Annotated in this window: 17 protein-coding genes and 1 tRNA gene; 9 read left to right on the top strand and 9 right to left on the bottom strand. The window is 69.1% G+C overall.

Annotation, left to right across the window (positions count from 1 at the left end; translation table 11 throughout):
* Positions 1-6 precede the first annotated feature (6 nt).
* The 4 genes from ACZ42Y_RS01150 to ACZ42Y_RS01135 all read left to right on the top strand — a co-directional run bounded on the left by ACZ42Y_RS01150 (position 7) and on the right by ACZ42Y_RS01135 (position 3,626).
* Complete coding sequence (locus ACZ42Y_RS01150) at positions 7-249, top strand: ACT domain-containing protein (protein ID WP_058370176.1); 243 nt, start codon at positions 7-9, stop codon at positions 247-249.
* Positions 250-402: 153 nt separating this feature from the next.
* Entirely contained in the window at positions 403-1,401 is a 999-nt protein-coding gene (gene ilvC, locus ACZ42Y_RS01145; RefSeq protein WP_083494409.1) for a ketol-acid reductoisomerase, read from the top strand.
* Between the two features lie 3 nt (positions 1,402-1,404).
* Positions 1,405-3,135 carry a dihydroxy-acid dehydratase gene (ilvD, locus tag ACZ42Y_RS01140; protein WP_058370178.1) on the top strand — a complete coding sequence of 577 codons (1,731 nt, stop codon included), beginning with the start codon at positions 1,405-1,407 and terminating at the stop codon, positions 3,133-3,135.
* Complete coding sequence (locus tag ACZ42Y_RS01135; RefSeq protein WP_201783067.1) at positions 3,111-3,626, top strand: LeuD/DmdB family oxidoreductase small subunit; 516 nt, start codon at positions 3,111-3,113, stop codon at positions 3,624-3,626. The genes ilvD and ACZ42Y_RS01135 overlap by 25 nt, the downstream gene beginning before the upstream one ends.
* Here the strand turns inward: ACZ42Y_RS01135 and ACZ42Y_RS01130 are convergent.
* Positions 3,623-5,002, bottom strand: coding sequence for an NAD(P)-dependent malic enzyme (locus ACZ42Y_RS01130; RefSeq protein WP_058370179.1), 1,380 nt, complete (start codon positions 5,000-5,002; stop codon positions 3,623-3,625). The genes ACZ42Y_RS01135 and ACZ42Y_RS01130 overlap by 4 nt on opposite strands.
* 166 nt (positions 5,003-5,168) lie before the next feature.
* Here ACZ42Y_RS01130 and ACZ42Y_RS01125 point away from each other — a divergent pair, with 166 nt between their 5' ends.
* A complete protein-coding gene (locus ACZ42Y_RS01125) occupies positions 5,169-6,068 on the top strand; it encodes a coenzyme F420-0:L-glutamate ligase (RefSeq protein WP_058370180.1) in 900 nt (299 codons plus the stop codon).
* Positions 6,069-6,082: 14 nt separating this feature from the next.
* Here ACZ42Y_RS01125 and ACZ42Y_RS01120 read toward each other — a convergent pair whose 3' ends face one another.
* Genes ACZ42Y_RS01120 through ACZ42Y_RS01110 form a run of 3 tightly spaced genes read right to left on the bottom strand, consistent with a single transcriptional unit; the run spans position 6,083 to position 7,870 of the window.
* Positions 6,083-6,349 carry a hypothetical protein gene (locus ACZ42Y_RS01120; RefSeq protein ID WP_058370181.1) on the bottom strand — a complete coding sequence of 89 codons (267 nt, stop codon included), beginning with the start codon at positions 6,347-6,349 and terminating at the stop codon, positions 6,083-6,085.
* A 7-nt stretch (positions 6,350-6,356) separates the two neighbouring features.
* On the bottom strand, positions 6,357-6,956 hold the full coding sequence (locus tag ACZ42Y_RS01115) for a FumA C-terminus/TtdB family hydratase beta subunit (RefSeq protein WP_058370182.1): 600 nt from the start codon (positions 6,954-6,956) through the stop codon (positions 6,357-6,359).
* 32 nt (positions 6,957-6,988) lie between these two features.
* Positions 6,989-7,870 carry a fumarate hydratase gene (locus tag ACZ42Y_RS01110; protein WP_058370183.1) on the bottom strand — a complete coding sequence of 294 codons (882 nt, stop codon included), beginning with the start codon at positions 7,868-7,870 and terminating at the stop codon, positions 6,989-6,991.
* Between the two features lie 202 nt (positions 7,871-8,072).
* Here ACZ42Y_RS01110 and ACZ42Y_RS01105 point away from each other — a divergent pair.
* Positions 8,073-8,150 (top strand) — tRNA-Arg (locus ACZ42Y_RS01105).
* A 52-nt stretch (positions 8,151-8,202) separates the two neighbouring features.
* Here ACZ42Y_RS01105 and ACZ42Y_RS01100 read toward each other — a convergent pair.
* Positions 8,203-8,826, bottom strand: a complete 624-nt coding sequence (locus ACZ42Y_RS01100) for a hypothetical protein (RefSeq protein WP_168371197.1) — start codon at positions 8,824-8,826, stop codon at positions 8,203-8,205.
* 27 nt (positions 8,827-8,853) lie between these two features.
* Between ACZ42Y_RS01100 and ACZ42Y_RS01095 the strand changes: the two genes are divergently transcribed.
* Both ACZ42Y_RS01095 and ACZ42Y_RS01090 read left to right on the top strand, forming a co-directional pair.
* On the top strand, positions 8,854-8,994 hold the full coding sequence (locus ACZ42Y_RS01095) for a hypothetical protein (RefSeq protein WP_168371198.1): 141 nt from the start codon (positions 8,854-8,856) through the stop codon (positions 8,992-8,994).
* A 15-nt stretch (positions 8,995-9,009) separates the two neighbouring features.
* Positions 9,010-9,258, top strand: a complete 249-nt coding sequence (locus ACZ42Y_RS01090) for a hypothetical protein (protein WP_464735532.1) — start codon at positions 9,010-9,012, stop codon at positions 9,256-9,258.
* 26 nt (positions 9,259-9,284) lie between these two features.
* Here ACZ42Y_RS01090 and feoB read toward each other — a convergent pair whose 3' ends face one another.
* A complete protein-coding gene (gene feoB, locus ACZ42Y_RS01085; RefSeq protein WP_168371199.1) occupies positions 9,285-11,447 on the bottom strand; it encodes a ferrous iron transport protein B in 2,163 nt (720 codons plus the stop codon).
* Between the two features lie 448 nt (positions 11,448-11,895).
* Between feoB and ACZ42Y_RS01080 the strand changes: the two genes are divergently transcribed.
* Positions 11,896-12,165, top strand: coding sequence for a hypothetical protein (locus ACZ42Y_RS01080; RefSeq protein WP_058370186.1), 270 nt, complete (start codon positions 11,896-11,898; stop codon positions 12,163-12,165).
* On the opposite strand, the gene ACZ42Y_RS01075 is transcribed toward ACZ42Y_RS01080, so the two are convergent.
* From ACZ42Y_RS01075 to ACZ42Y_RS01065, 3 genes are read right to left on the bottom strand one after another with little or no spacing between them, the layout of a single operon-like run.
* On the bottom strand, positions 12,162-13,394 hold the full coding sequence (locus tag ACZ42Y_RS01075; RefSeq protein WP_464735531.1) for a PUA domain-containing protein: 1,233 nt from the start codon (positions 13,392-13,394) through the stop codon (positions 12,162-12,164). The genes ACZ42Y_RS01080 and ACZ42Y_RS01075 overlap by 4 nt on opposite strands.
* Positions 13,346-13,861, bottom strand: a complete 516-nt coding sequence (locus ACZ42Y_RS01070) for an NOB1 family endonuclease (protein ID WP_058370189.1) — start codon at positions 13,859-13,861, stop codon at positions 13,346-13,348. Before ACZ42Y_RS01070 ends, ACZ42Y_RS01075 begins: the two co-directional genes overlap by 49 nt.
* Positions 13,840-14,664 carry an NAD(+)/NADH kinase gene (locus tag ACZ42Y_RS01065; protein ID WP_058370190.1) on the bottom strand — a complete coding sequence of 275 codons (825 nt, stop codon included), beginning with the start codon at positions 14,662-14,664 and terminating at the stop codon, positions 13,840-13,842. Before ACZ42Y_RS01065 ends, ACZ42Y_RS01070 begins: the two co-directional genes overlap by 22 nt.
* Positions 14,665-14,669 lie beyond the last annotated feature (5 nt).

Raw genomic sequence — 14,669 nt, 5'->3', positions numbered from 1 at the left:
GCCCTGATGGAGGCGGGGCGGTACGTGATAGAGGTCTCGGCGTTCAACGGCATGGATGCCGTGATGAGGCTGGCGAATATGGCTAGGAGGGCTAAGCTGGAGTACCATGGGCTCAGCGCCAGCTTCGACGGGAGGGTGGTGAGGCTCCGGATAGACGCCTCGGGGAGGGAGAGCGAGGTGCGCTGGCTGGCGGCGAAGATCGAGAAGATGCCGGAGGTCTACTCGGTGGTCTACAAGAGGGTGGCCTAGACCCCCTGGACCGGCTTCCCAGGTTAGCCGCTGTTTTGCCCCTCCCCCCGCGGGGCGGGAGGCCCCACAACACCCCAGGCTATATGGATGAGCCTTCCATGTGTAGTATCGGCGTGTCGGGAGGCACTCGACGAGCCCAGTAGGGGAAGGTGGATGGGCATGGCCCGGATATACACCGAGCGGGACGCGAGCCTAGACCCCCTGAAGGACAAGACGATAGCCGTGCTGGGCTACGGAAGCCAGGGCAGAGCCCAGGCCCTCAACCTCCGCGACAGCGGGCTCGACGTGATAATAGGGCTCCGGCCCGGGAAGAGCTGGGAGAGGGCCGAGAAGGAGGGCTTCAAGGTCTACAGGGTGGACGAGGCGGTTAAGCGGGCCGATGTTGTAATGATGCTGATACCCGACATGGTGCAGCCGGAGGTGTGGGAGAAGCAGGTGGCGCCCCACCTGCGCGAGGGCATGACAGTGGACTTCGCCCACGGGTTCACCGTGCACTTCGGCCTCATAAAGCCCCCAGAGTACGTCGACGTGGTAATGGTTGCGCCGAAGGGCCCCGGCGCGAAGGTCCGCGAGGAGTTCCTGGCGGGCCGCGGGGTCCCCGCGCTGCTCGCTGTCTACCAGGACTACACGGGCCACGCTAGGGACACGGCGCTCGCGATAGCGAAGGGGATAGGCGCCACCAGGGCCGGGGTTATAGAGACAACCTTCAGGGAGGAGACCGAGACGGACCTTATAGGCGAGCAGACCGTGCTGGTCGGCGGGCTGATGGAGCTGATCAAGAGGGGGTTCGAGACCCTTGTGGAGCTCGGCTACCAGCCGGAGGTGGCCTACTTCGAGGTCCTCAACGAGGCCAAGCTCATCATGGACTTGATATGGAGGTACGGGATAACCGGCATGCTCGAGCGTGTCTCCGTCACAGCGAGGTACGGCGGCCTCACCGTGGGCCCCAGGGTGATAGACGAGAGGGTCAAGGAGAACATGAAGAGGGCTGCCGAGAGGGTGAGGAGCGGCGAGTTCGCCAGGGAGTGGGTGGAGGAGTACCGGAGGGGCATGCCTAGGCTCCAGAGCCTGCTCGACGAGATACGCGGCCACGAGATAGAGAGGGTTGGCAGGGAGATGCGCCGCCTCCTCTTCGGCGAGGAGGGCGACTAGGCCGTGCCGGCGCTGCGCAGCAGGGAGATCCGGGAGGGGCCGCGCCGGGCGCCCCACCGCAGCCTGATGCTGGCGGCGGGGCTGGACGAGAGCGACGTCTACGACACCGGCAAGCCCCTGATAGGGGTTGTGAACACTTTCTCCACGATAGTGCCGGGGCACGTGATGCTGGACAAGCTGGTAGCAGCGGTGACTGAGGGGATACGGGAGGCCGGCGGCGTGCCGGTGCACGCCGGCGCGGTCTCGGTGGACGACGGGATAGCGATGGGCCACGAGGGGATGAGGTACAGCCTCGTGGCCAGGGAGAACGTTGCGGACGCGGTGGAGATCTTCGCGGAGGCCCACCGGCTCGATGGCGTGGTGGTGGTCACGGCCTGCGACAAGATGCTCCCCGGCGCCCTGATAGCGGCGGCCAGGCTGAGGGACAAGATACCGGTGTACATCGTTAACGGCGGCCCCATGCTCTCGGGCCGGGGGGCCGGCGGGGGCTGCTGCATAGCCCTGGGCCACGTGTTCGAGGCCGTCGGCGCCTACCTCGCCGGCAAGATAACGGGGGAGCAGCTCCGCGAGATAGAGATGAGGGCGCTGCCCACACCCGGCAGCTGCGCCGCCATGTACACCGCCAACACCATGGCGGTGGCGGCGGAGGCCATGGGCTTCATACTCCCCGGCGCGGCCGCGATCCCGGCAGTCTACTCCAGGAGGATCCACGTTGCCAGGGAGACGGGGAGGCTGGCGGTCAGGGCAGCCCTCAAGGGCTGGAAGGCCTCCATGTTCCTCGGCAAGCGCTCCATCCTAAACGCGCTCGCGGTTGACGCTGCGGCGGGGGGTTCGACCAACACGCTCCTCCACCTCGCGGCCGTGGCGGCGGAGGCGGGCGTGGATCTAGACATGGGGGAGGTGGAGGAGCTGCTCTCCAAGACGCCCTGGCTCGCCGACCTCGAGCCCGGCGGCCGCTACTACATGGAGCACCTCTACCAGGCCGGCGGCGTCCCCGCGATAGTCAGGGAGCTGGCTAAGGCAGGGGCCTTCGATGCGTCCATGCCAGCCGCCACCGGGGAGCCCTGGAGCAGGGTGCTCGAGCGCCTGCCCCCGGCGCCGGGGGCCCCGGTGGTGAGGAGGGCTGAGCAGCCGCTGCAGCCCCGCAGCCCGCTCCGCATCCTGCGCGGCAGCCTGGCCCCCGGCGGCGCGGTGATCAAGGCGGTCCGGATATCGAGGACCAGGTTCGAGGGCCCGGCCAGGGTCTACGAGGCCGAGGAGGAGGCGGTGGAGGCGCTGGAGAGGGGCGAGATACGCGAGGGCGACGTGGTGGTGGTCCGCTACGAGGGCCCGGCGGGCGGCCCCGGGATGAGGGAGATGTTGCAGCTGACCTCGATGATATACGGTATGGGGCTGGGCGACAGGGTCGCGCTGGTGACCGACGGGAGGTTCAGCGGCGCCACGAGGGGCCTCGCGGTCGGCCACGTGTCCCCCGAGGCCATGGCGGGGGGCCCGATAGCCCTGGTGAGCGACGGCGACAGGATAGTCATAGACCTGGAGAGGGGGAGGATAGACCTCCTCGTCGACCAGGAGGAGCTGGAGGAGAGGAGGAAGCGGTGGCGCGTGCCAGAGAGCGTGGCGGAGAGGCACCGGAGGCTGGCGGAGAGGGGGAGCGTGCTCCACGCCTACAGTCTCATGGCCTGCAGCGCTGACCGAGGTGGAGCGAGGCGTTGCCCCAGGAGGCAGGCCTGGTGAGGGGGCGTGCGCTTGTAGTGGGGGACAACGTGGACACCGACACGATCATACCGGCCCGCTACCTGCACTCCACTGACCCCCGGGAGCTTGCCCGCCACGTGTTCGAGGACGCCCCTGGCATCCGGGCTAGGCTCGACGGGCTCGAGAAGCCGGTGGTGATCGTGGCGGGCCGGGGCTTCGGCTACGGGAGCAGCAGGGAGCACGCGGTGCTCGCGCTCAAGGCGGCCGGGGTGGCGGCGGTGGTGGCCGAGAGCTTCCACAGGATATTCTACCGGAACGCGCTGAACAACGGGCTCCCCGTGGTGGAGGCGAGCCTCCGCGGCTCGACGCGGGACGGCTCGCTGGTCGAGATAGACCTGGAGACCGGCGAGATAAGGGTGGACGGCCGCCTAGCCGCCAGGGCCAGGCCGCTGCCCCCCATGCTCCGCAGGCTGCTCGCCGCGGGCGGGCTGAGGGAGGAGCTGCGCCGCCTGGCGGCCGGCAGCGGCTAGCCCCGCTCCCTCCTTCCAAGCCCTCTTATAGCCCTCTCCACGTCCTCCGGCAGCGGCCTGATCAGCCCAGCCTCGCGGAGCAGCCTCATCTTCTCCAGCGTCGCCTTAATTATGCTGCTGGCCCTCTCCAGCTCCTCCTCGTAGCTCAGCCGTAGCCTCGCAACCCCCTGCTCCACCGCCTTCGCCGCCGCGGCGGCCGCCACTCTCGGGAAGACCTCCCACTCCTCCATGCTCGGTATTATGTAGTCCTCGCGGAGCCCCCGCTCCTCGGCGAACCTTGCCAGCTCCTCCGCCGCCGCGATAGCCATCTCATCCGTTATCGTGCGGGCCCTGACGTCCAGCACCCCCCGGAAGATCGAGGGGAAGGCTAGGCTGTTGTTAACCTGGTTGGGCAGGTCGCTCCTCCCCGTGGCTACCACCCTCGCTCCAGCGCTCTTGGCCTCCCAGGGCCAGATCTCCGGCACTGGGTTGGCCTCGGCGAAGACTATGGGGTCCCGGTTCATCCTCCTTATCCACTCCGGTTTCAGCACCCCGGGGCCGGGCCTGGAGGCAGCGACCACGGCGTCGGCGCCCTCGAGGGCCTCGGGTATCCCTCCCCCGCGGAGCCCGCGCCACCCGCCGCCGGTCTCGATGGCTATCCTGTACTTCCACGGGTTCTTCTTCCTCAGCTCCTCGATATCACTCCTCTCCGGGTGGAGCACCCCCCGCGAGTCGACTGCAACTATGTTGCCTGCGGGCACCCCGTAGGCTCTCAGCAGCCGGTAGAGGGCCACGTTGGCGGCGCCAACGCCGACCAGGACTATCCTCATCTCCCTGAGGCTCCGCCCCGTCAGCTTGGCCGCGTTTATCAGCCCCGCGAGCGTGACTGTGGCGGTGCCCTGCTGGTCGTCGTGCCAGACGGGGATGTCCAGCCTCCTCCTCGCCTCCTCCAGGATGTAGAAGCACTTGGGGCTCTCGATATCCTCGAGGTTCACCCCGCCGAAGCTCGGCTCGACGAGCTCGAGCAGCTCGAGGAACTTCCCAGGATCCCTGGCCCGGTGGACTAGGGGGATGGCGTCGACTCCCCCGAGCGCCTTGAAGAGGAGAGCCTTCCCCTCCATGACGGGGAGCGCTCCCTCGGGCCCGATGCTGCCGAGGCCCAGCACCCTGGTGCCATCGCTCACAACAGCCACCGTGTTCCAGCGCCAGGTGTTGTGGAAGGTCTGCTCCGGGTCCTCGGCGTCCTCCCGCGCAGGGCCGGCCACACCGGGGGTGTACCAGATGGCGTAGTCCTCCTGCCTCTCGGCCGGCACCTTGGGTATGACCTCTATCTTCCCCTCGTAGAGCCTATGCAGCCTGCGGGATATAGTGTACCAGTCTACCCTCTCCCCGCTCAAGACGAGCTACCAGAGCATAGTCAGCGGTGCGGCCGGGGGGCTGTAATTAGGAGTTGCCCCCGGCCGCCGGGCCTCGCCCCCGGGGGACTCGTGCAGAGCCCTGAGGCCGTGAGGGGAGAGCGGTATAGGCCGCGCTCCCGGCCCTAGCCCCGGGGTGGAGCACGGCTTGCCGCGGGCCGTTCTCTGCGGGCTTCCCCTCCCCGAGGTTGAGCCGGGCGACGACCTGGCAGCCCTCATAGCCGGGGCGGCCGAGCGCGAGTGCGGCGGCCTCAGGGCAGGCGACGTGGTGGCTGTGGCGAGTAAGGTGTTGTCGAAGAGCCTTGGCCTCCTCTACCGCCTCGACAAGGTGGAGCCGAGCCCTAGGGCGCGCAGGATAGCCGAGAGGGCCGGTCTCGACCCGAGATACGTCGAGATCCTGCTAAGGGAGAGCGGCGAGGTGCTAGCAGCCATCCCGTTCAAGAGGCTGGTAGAGGAGGGCGTGGTCGCCTGGGAGACCCTGGCGAGGAGCAGGGAGAAGCTGTTCAGGGCGCTGGACCAGTTCCCTACAATCTTCCTCACCAAGAGGGATGGGATGCTCTGGACCGACTCGGGGATAGACGGGTCAAACCACCCCCCGGGCGTCTACAGCGTACCGCCCCGCGACCTCGACGGCCATGCTAGGAGGCTGTCGGAGCAGCTGAGTAGAGCGGCCGGCGGCCCGGTGGCGGTGGTTATCTGCGACACAGAGGTCATGCCCGGCGGTGCTCTCGACATAGCCCGGGGCGCCTACGGCTTCCCGGTTCTCATGAGGAGGTTTGGCGACCCCGATAGGTATGGTAAGCCGAAGTTCGGGGGCGCGGATAACCTCGCTAACGCTGTCTGCGCCTCGGCCAGTCTCCTGGCGGGCCAGCACGCCGAGGGCATACCCGCTGTCATCCTAAGGGGGCTACGCTACGAATGGTCCACCGCCGGCGTGAGGGATGCACTGGGGAAGACCCGTGCCGCGGCCGCTGTCAGGGCCACGCTCTGGCATACCGCGAGGGTGCTCGGGCTCCGCAGCCTCCTGCGCCTCCTCCGGGGAGCCTAGGGTGCCCCTGGCCCCTAGAGCTTCTCGGGCTCCGCGTCGAGGGGGACGGGCCTCCTCCTCGGGGTTGGCGCCCCACCAGGTTCTCGGTGGGGTAGCGGGCCTCGATCCTGCGGAGAGGCTTCTCCGGCGGCGACCGCGTAGACGTGGCGGTGGTGAGCAAGGCCCAGCTCATGAGGAGCCACAGCGTCGCCGCCGCTGCTCCTCTTGATCTCGAGGGCGGTGCGGAGCCCGGCAGGCCCCGAGCCTGTGACGAGGACGTCGTGCTCCAGCGTCTCGGCCATGGCCCGCTCACCCTCCCTCTAGGAGCTGGTGGAGCCTCTTCCGCACATCCTCCATGACCTGGTCGTAGAGGTTGTTGCCGTGCGAGTCTATCACCAGGGTGAGGGGGCCGAAGTCGCGGACGCGGAGGAGCCAGACCGCCTCGGCCATGCCCAGCTCCTCCAGCCAGTAGACCGCCTCCACCCTCTCCACGGCCCTGGCCGCGAGCACGGCCGCGCCCCCGGTGAAGACCGCGTAGACGGCGCCGTAGCGGCGGCAGGCCTCGGCGGTGCCCCTCCCCATTCCACCCTTCCCTATCACCATCCTGACCCCCGTGAGCCTGATGAACTCGGGCTCGAGGGGCTCCATCCTGGCGCTCGTGGTGGGGCCGGCCGCGACTATCTCCCAGCCCCCGTCCCTCCTCCGGGCCACGGGGCCGCAGTGGTAGACGGCGAGCCCCCGGGTTGGGAAGGGGAGGCCTCCGCCCCTCCGCAGCGTCTCCACGATCCTGCGGTGCGCCTCATCCCTGGCGGTGAAAACGAGGCCGGAGAGGTAGACCACGTCCCCCGCCCGGAGCCTCCGCACCTCCTCCTCGCCGAGCGGGGTCTCCAGCCGGTAGACCCGAGGCACTGCGGCACACCTCACGGGGCAGGGGGGCCTGGCTAGATGTGGCTTGATGTTATCCTCCAGGAGCCGTCCGGCATGAAAACCCCGGAGGCGCGGCGGAGCGCCCAGCAGCTGAGCACGACCCCGACAGCGTAGGTAGCGGGGTGCCGGTGGCCGTACTCCAGGTGGAGGTCCAGCGCCGTCACCCGGCCCCCGAACCCGTGGGCCCCCAGGCCGAGCTCGTTGACCTCCCGGAGCAGCTTCTCCTCTAGCTCAGCCGCCTCGGGGTCGGGGTGCCTCTCCCCGAGCCTCCGGAGGAGCAGGGCGCGCTTGGCGAGCGCGAGCGCCTGGTCGCCCGTAGCGGCTACGCCCACGCCCACCACGAAGGGCGGGCAGGCCCTCGGCCCCGCCCCCGCCACGGTCTCTAGCACCGCCCGGTGCACCGCCCCCACGCCCTCCAGGGGGAGGGCCATATAGAGCCCCGTCGGGGCCTCGCTCCCCCCGCCCTTCGGCGCGTAGACCGCCTCGAGGCTCTCGCCGGGGACAAGCTCCACCTCCACCCACGGCGTATAGCGTCCGGTGTTGTCGCCGCTGTTCCTCCCCCTCAGCGGGTCCACGGCGTTAGGCCTCAGGGGCACCGTCCTCGTGGCCTCCCTCACCGCCTCCCGGGCCACATCGTAGAGCCTGCTCCGCAGCGGGAACCCGTCGCCGACGCGGAGGTAGAAGAACGGGGCCCCGGTGTCCTGGCAGATCGGCCTCCCCAGCCGGGCGGCGAGCCTAGAGTTCTCCAGTATGGCCTCCAGCTGCATCCTCGCCAGCGGGTTATCCTCAGCCTCCAGCGCCCTCTCCAGCGCCTCGTACACGTCGCGGGGGAGCCGGGTGGTAGCCAGGCGGATAAGCTCAACCAGGAACCCGCGGAGCCGGTCCTCAAGCCCCAAGCCCACAGCACCCAGGAGGTTAGCCAGCCAGCGCAGGGTAGTAGTGGCCCCGGGGGGAGGGTTAAGGGAAGGGATGCCGCTGCCCATCCCGGGGCCCCGGGGCTGGACGGGAGGCTCAGCGGGCCCAGGAGGGCACAAGGAATATAACCTAGGACCCAGGGTTCCTCGTGGCCTATTGGAGGCGGGCCCTGGAGGGGTGTATGGGCCCGTAGCTCAGCTAGGATAGAGCGCCGGCCTCCTAAGCCGGTGGTCGGGGGTTCAAATCCCCCCGGGCCCGCCACCCTCAACTCCTCCAACTCCATGCGCTGCGGCAGGCCCCTCCCCCAAGCCGGCTATGGATTGCTGCGCCCATCCCCGCCGGCGGAGGGCATCACCCCCAGTCGATGGCAGAGAGCCGGGCCCTTTTGTGGACAAGGGGTCCGGCACCGTGCGGGGTAGGGTAGGGGCGTGGTAGCCCGGGTTGAGGGTCCTGGCCTCCTCGCGGCTGCCGCGGCCACCCTGCTAGCCATGAGGGGTGGCGGGCGGCCCCGAGCCTCCTCCCGGAGCCTGTAGGCGTAGGCGGGGTAGTCTCCAAGCCCATACCACGAGGTATGCCTCCTTGCTGCCCCGCAGGCCCTGGCGGTGAGCCCGGCGAGCTTCTCCACGTCTACCTCTATCACCAGGCTGCCTCCCTCCAGGGCCCAGCGGCCTGCCTCGATATAGGGGATACCCTTGTAGCGCCAGCCGGGCGGCGTGATGCCGGCGCACGCGCTGCTCCCATGCGGGGTGTAGAGGGGCAGCCCGACATCCCGGTAGGGGTCTATACCGGTCCCGTTGATGCCGAGCCTCACGGCCAGCGTGCCGCCGGCGAGGCTCACGTTCACCCTCGGCGCCCGGATGGGGATCGCTTCGACACGGAGCACGAGCGTGCCGTTCTCGTGGCTGAAGCCTAGCCAGAAGCTTCCCCTGGACAGCACGGAGCGGTTGTAGTACCTCGCGAGCAGGTGCTCGAGACAACCGTGGGCGAGCTGGAGCGCAGCGTGGCGGAGGCCTGGGAGGAGAGCCTCCGCCACTTCCTCCGCCTGCTCCAGTCCAGGGGCGAGGAGGTTAGGGCTGCAGGGCCCTGGTGGCACCGCGGGGTCTAGATAGACGCGGTCGTCGTGACCGAGGAAAAGGTCTACGGGCTCGAGGCCGAGTGGAGCAGGCTAGGCCCCAGGGACCTCGCGGGGACCATGACAAGGCTCGAGGCTAAGCTCGAGCACCTCCCCCTTGCCCGGAGGGGCTACGCCCGGTGCCCGTGGTCTACGCCCGCGAGCTGGCCGGCGAGCCCTGGGAGGGGGGCCTACAGCCTCGAGGACGTGGTCAAAGATGTCGGGAGGACACGGGTCCACCGGCTTCCCCCGCCCTAGGCCCGGGGCCCTGGGGCGCCGGCGCCCTAGAGGATCGTGGCCAGCGCTCTCACCGCGAAGGCGGCCGCGGTGGCGAGGGCTAGGTCGTAGCCCAGCGCCGCTAGGGTTAGCCTCCAGCTCCTAGTCTCCCCGTAGATCGTGCCGAGGGTGGCGACGCAGGGTATGTATAGGGTCGTGGCGAGCATGAGCGCCAGCACCTGCCACGGCTGGAGGGCGTAGGCCTTCAGCGTAGCGTACTCGCCCGCGGCCTGCCCCTGGACGGGCGCCACCGCCGCCAGGGAGTCGAGGAACACCTCCTTGGCTATGAAGCCGCCGAGGAGCCCGAAGCCTATCCTCCAGGCCCTCTCGTAGTCCACGCCCAGCATGAGCTGCACGTACGGCGCCATCGCCCTGCCTATGCTTGCCCCGTAGCTCTCGGCTGCGCCGCCGGCCTCGCCGAGGTAGCCCTGTGGCCCATAGTTCGCGAGCAGCCAGAGCACTATGCTCACCGCCACTATCACCGTGCCGGCCCTCACGAGGAAGTGGCGGAGCTTGTCCCAGGTGAACCACCACACCACCCTCCCACTCGGCCTCTTCGTGGGAGGCAGCTCTATCGCTATCTCGCTGGCCTTCCCGCCCTTAAGCCTGGTGAACAGCTTAAGCGTCACCAGGAAGAGGATTATCGATATCAGGTAGACGGTGAACACAGCCAGCGCCCTCTCCACCGCGCTGTGGAAGTAGACGGTCGCCAGTGCTAGGAGCACTGTGAGTCTGGCGCTGCACGGCACCAGGGGCAGGGCGAACGCGACCGCCCTTCTCTCCGTAGGGGAGTCCATTATCCTCGCCGAGATGACGCCGGGCACGTTGCAGCCCAGGCTGAGCATGGCGGGGAAGACGGCCTTTCCGCTGACCCCGAATAGGCGGAAGAGCCTATCAACCCCCACGGCTAACCTGGGCAGCAGGCCGGAGTCCTCGAGGGCGCCTATAAAGGCCATTATCACGGCTACCAAGGGGATGAAGGTGAGCACCAGGCCCAGGCCGTAGCCGGAGGAGAGCAGGCCCTCGCCCAGCATCCGGGCCAGCACCGGGTTGGGTATAGCGCCCTCCACCTGCTCCGCCAGCCAGTCCATAACAACGGCTACCAGGTTCTGCAGGCTATACTCATCAACCAAGTCGGCGGCTCCCGTGTAGCCCAGGTGCCTCAATATATCATCGAGAGGCCACCCGCTCGCCACGGAGAAGGTGGCGAGGAAGATGAGGAAGAGTGTCCCGAGGCTGACCAGGGGGCCCAGCACCGGGTGGAGGAACACCAGGTCGAGCCTCGACAGCCCCAGCGCCGCCTGGCCCTCCTCCCGGGCCCTGGGCCTGTGGGCCACGTACCTCTCGTAGAGCCTGGAGGCGTAGTCATACCTCCTCTTGACAAGCTCTATGGCCAGGTCTATGCCTCTCCCCCGCAGCTCCTCCCGGATCCTCTCAGCCTCCTCGGCCACCCTCCTGGCCCTCTCCGGCCCTAGCAGCTTCTCGAGGTAGCGCGGGACCCAGTCATGCCCCTCCAGGAGCTTCACGGCCAGCCAGCGCGCACGCGCAGGCTCCAGCACCCCTTCATCCGAGCCTGTTATGAGGCCGGCTAGTCTCTCCACGTAGGGCTTCAGGTCCCCGAGCAGCATGTCCAGCAGCGGCCCCTTCCCGCGGCGGACGGGCTTCCGGATAACCACCTCCAGCAGCTTATCGATACCCAAGTCCTTCAGTGCGCTCACCAGTACCACTGGGACTCCGAGCTCCCTCTCCAGGCCCTCCACGTCCACCTCTATGCCGCGCTCGCCCAGCATGTCAGCCTTAGTTATCACAACCACCACGTTGTCGAATGCCTCCAGCAGCTCTAGGGGGAGAGCGAGCCCCCTCTCCAGCGCGGCGCCGTCGGCTAGGGTTATTATCACGTCAGGCCGGTTCTCCAGGAGGAAGTTCCTCGTGACCTCCTCCTCTGCCCCGGTGCCGCTGGTGCTATAGACCCCGGGGAGGTCCACGACGCAGACCACGCGGTCCCCGAGCCTTATGTGGGCTACCTTCATCTCGACGGTGGCCCCCGGCCAGTTGGCCACCAGCTCGCTGGAGCCGGTAAGCCTGTTGAACAGCGTGGTCTTCCCGCTGTTGGGCGCGCCCACGAGGGCTGCTACCACGTCGCAGCCCCGTCTCCCCCCGGCGGCCGGCACTCCAGCCACCACCTCCAGAACCCAGAGGGGGGCGCCGCCTCTTTAAGCCCTGTTAAAATGCAAGTGGAATTAGTGTCGGAATGAATGCAGATACGGGTACCGCCAGCCTTGCACCGTGGCCGGCGCGGTACTCGAGCCATCGGGGGGCTGCGCTTGACAGGGCACCCCCGTCCCGGCGGCACCCCTGCTTATCGTCAATGCCTGGGGCTGCTCCAGGTAACCCGGGGGCCCGCGCCCTCGCTGCGGGGGGGGGGGGGGGACAGCCATAGACCTTGGAACGTGCGCCGAGAGCGGGGGCGAGGCGGCGGCAAGGCCGTGGCCGGGGCCTTGTGGAGTCATCCTCCTACCCCGCGCCTACCCCTAGAGGAGGCCGGCAGGGCTTACAGGGAATGCCCGAGGGCCGCGTTATAGGCCGCGCCGCCCTCCCGGCCCCCGGGGTGGCCCGGCTATGGTGGTGGACCTGGGCTTCGAGTTATCCTACCTGCTCAGTGACGCGCTCGGCCGGAGGGTGGAGGTCCAGGGCTACAGCTTCGACCCGGGGAAGGCGCTGCTCTGCATAGACGCGCTCGTGGAGGGCAGGGGCCCGAGGAAGGCCTGCATAGAGGTTAAGCCGTGCCGGGGCCTCCGGGAGGAGGCCAGGTGGGCCCGCTGCGTGTCCAAGACACTGGTACACGCGAGCGGGCTCGTGGAGAGGCTGGCCGGGCTCCTGGAGGGCTAGCCTCCGGGCTTCCGGAGCCTCGCTATGAAGTACCCGGTCGCCCGGTGGATGCTCGGGTGCACCCTTATGGCGTGCTCGCCGTAGAAGCCTATGCCCCGGCTGAAGCGCCTGGGCCAGGCCTCCTCGAGGCGGAGGCCCAGCTCCTCCACGGCGTAGCGCATATTCTCCTCGTTCTCGCGGAGCGTCATGGTGCAGGTGGAGTAGACCAGCACCCCGCCGGGCCGGAGGAGCCGCTGGGCGGCGCGGAGGAACCGCCTCTGGTACCGGGCGGCGGCCTCCACGTCGCGCAGCGTCTTCCGGTCCCAGACCTTGGGTATCACGCCGAGGCTGCTGCAGGGAGGGTCGAGGATAACATAGTCCGCCACCCCGGCGCCCAGTATCCTGTCAAGCCTCCTGGAGTCGGCGCGCAGCACCTCCACCCGGTGCCCCAGCCTCCTCACCTCCTCCCTGAGCCTCTCCACCTTGCCCCTGGAGTGGTCGACAGCCACCACCCGCACCCTGCCCCCGGCCAGCTCGTAGACGTGGCCGGTCTTCCCTCCCGGCGCCGCGCACATGTCTACGACCAGGGAGCCGGGCTCCGGGGATAGGACGTGGGCGGCCATCATGGAGGAGATGCTCTGCTCGTATATCGCGCCGCTCCTCCACCACCGGGTCTCCCTGAGGCTGGGCACCCGGTAGAGGGGCTGGACGTTCTCCACCACCAGGCCCCGCCGCGCCCGGAGAGCGGCCGGAGCCTCCTGGGCCACCACCCCCAGGGCTACGGCGGCGCCGTTCTCCGCTACAACCAGCACCTCCCTGCCCGGCCGGGCGCAGTCCTCGAGCCGGACCACGCCGGGGGCGTACACGTGGGCGCCGAGCATAACGCTCTCGGCAGCCCTCTTGTCCACCACCACCCTGCAGCCCGGGTCCCGGAGCCTCGCTGGCCCCTCGACGGGTATCCAGAGCGCCTCCTCCAGCAGCTCGTCGCGGTGCACCGGGTAGCCCTCCTTCCTCATCTCGTCGAGCAGCTCCCCGGGGTCGGCGCGGAGGGTGTTGACCCGGAAGTAGTAGCGGGACGGCGGCGCGGCGAGGGCCTCGAGGAGCCTGGGGAGCCCGTGGCGGCCATAGACCCTCTCAAGCTCCCCGAGGAGGCCCTCGTCGTACCACTCCCAGGGGCCTCCGTCGCGGTGCACCCGGGCCTCTACCTCCTCCTCCCCCTTCTCCTCACCCTCCGGAGCGGGGTGCCGCATACCGGGCAGACCCTCTCCCCTGGCCTCCGGGAGACGTAGCCGCAGGCGGGGCAGGCGACGATGTAGTCCTCGACCCTCTCTATCCCCCGGGTGCGGAGCGGCATGTACTCGAGCCCCAGGATGGCCGCGAGGTTCTGGACGGCGTAGTCGTCTGTCACGACCACCACGGGCAGCCCCTCCTCAGCCAGCTCCAGCGCCAGCGCGGCCACGCTAGTGTCCGTCCGGCTGAGCGAGGAGTGGAGCCCGGCCCGGGCGGCCTCGCGGAGGACCCGCCTTAGAGCCGCCGGCCTCGGGTCCCTTACCTCCACCCTGCCGAGCCCCAGGGCCAGCTCCAGGCCCTCCCTGCTCCAGCTGTCCCGCACCTCCTCCACCACGAGGCTGGTGGTGTAGAGCCTCCCGCTCCCCGGGGCGTAGAGGGGCCACCTGGCTATGAACGCCGTCGTGTCTAGCACGTAGGCCTTCTCCATGGCAGCCTCAGCTTCCCCCCTCCACGGTACCTCGCTATGCGCGCCGGGGGGCCGCGGAGCACGGCCTCGATCACCGCGCCCCTGGCGAGGAGGCTCTCCCGGACCCCGTCTATAATCAGCTTAACCGGCCTCGTGGTCCGCTCCACAACCAGGCGCACCGGCTCCCCGCCGGGGGCGACTATGCTCCCTATCCTCCTGTCCAGAGGGTTGACCGGCACCACCGCCACGGCGTCGAGCCCTGGGTGGAGCACGGGGCCCCCGGCGCTGTAGCAGTAGGCGGTGCTCCCGGTCGGGGTGGCGATTATCAGCCCGTCGCCCTCGAGGTCCTCGTAGGCCGTCTCGCCGCCCAGCTCCACCCGGAGCCCGGCCACCTTGGAGCCAAGCGCCAGCACGGCGGCCTCGTTGAGCGCGTAGGATACGCCGCCTCTGGCGCGGACGATGAGCCTGGGGTGCTCCTCCACCCGGAACCGGCCCTCCACGAAGTCCGCTAGCCTCTCCATAGACGCCCTCGGCCCCTCGTCGAAGAGGAAGGCCCGCCGCCCCAGCCGGACTAGGTGGAGCACCGGGTTCCTGGCGCCGAGGAGCTGGAGGAGGCGGAGCAGCGTCCCATCCCCGCCTATCACCACCACGCCCTCCACGTCGTCGAAGCGTAGGTCCACCCCTGGGCCTCCCAGCGGCCCAGCTATGGAGATGTCGTAGGCCGGCTCCGCGCCCAGCTTCAGGAGGCGGCGGTAAGCCTCTCTAGCCAGCTCCAGCGCCTCCACGCGGTCGGGCCTGGCGTATATGGCGACGCGCCGGGGCATGGAGG

The organism is Pyrodictium brockii (assembly GCF_055379715.1).
This window is presented reverse-complemented; position numbering and strand designations above follow the sequence as displayed.

What these genes read in the sequence shown, in the direction of transcription:
- ACZ42Y_RS01150 (WP_058370176.1), top strand. Translation starts at nt 7, where the DNA reads ATGGAGGCGGGGCGGTACGTGATAGAGGTCTCGGCGTTCAACGGCATG.
- ilvC (WP_083494409.1), top strand. Translation starts at nt 403, where the DNA reads ATGGGCATGGCCCGGATATACACCGAGCGGGACGCGAGCCTAGACCCC.
- ACZ42Y_RS01120 (WP_058370181.1), bottom strand. Translation starts at nt 6,349, where the DNA reads ATGGCCGAGACGCTGGAGCACGACGTCCTCGTCACAGGCTCGGGGCCT.
- ACZ42Y_RS01080 (WP_058370186.1), top strand. Translation starts at nt 11,896, where the DNA reads ATGGTGGTGGACCTGGGCTTCGAGTTATCCTACCTGCTCAGTGACGCG.
- ACZ42Y_RS01075 (WP_464735531.1), bottom strand. Translation starts at nt 13,394, where the DNA reads ATGCGGCACCCCGCTCCGGAGGGTGAGGAGAAGGGGGAGGAGGAGGTA.
- ACZ42Y_RS01070 (WP_058370189.1), bottom strand. Translation starts at nt 13,861, where the DNA reads ATGGAGAAGGCCTACGTGCTAGACACGACGGCGTTCATAGCCAGGTGG.
- ACZ42Y_RS01065 (WP_058370190.1), bottom strand. Translation starts at nt 14,664, where the DNA reads ATGCCCCGGCGCGTCGCCATATACGCCAGGCCCGACCGCGTGGAGGCG.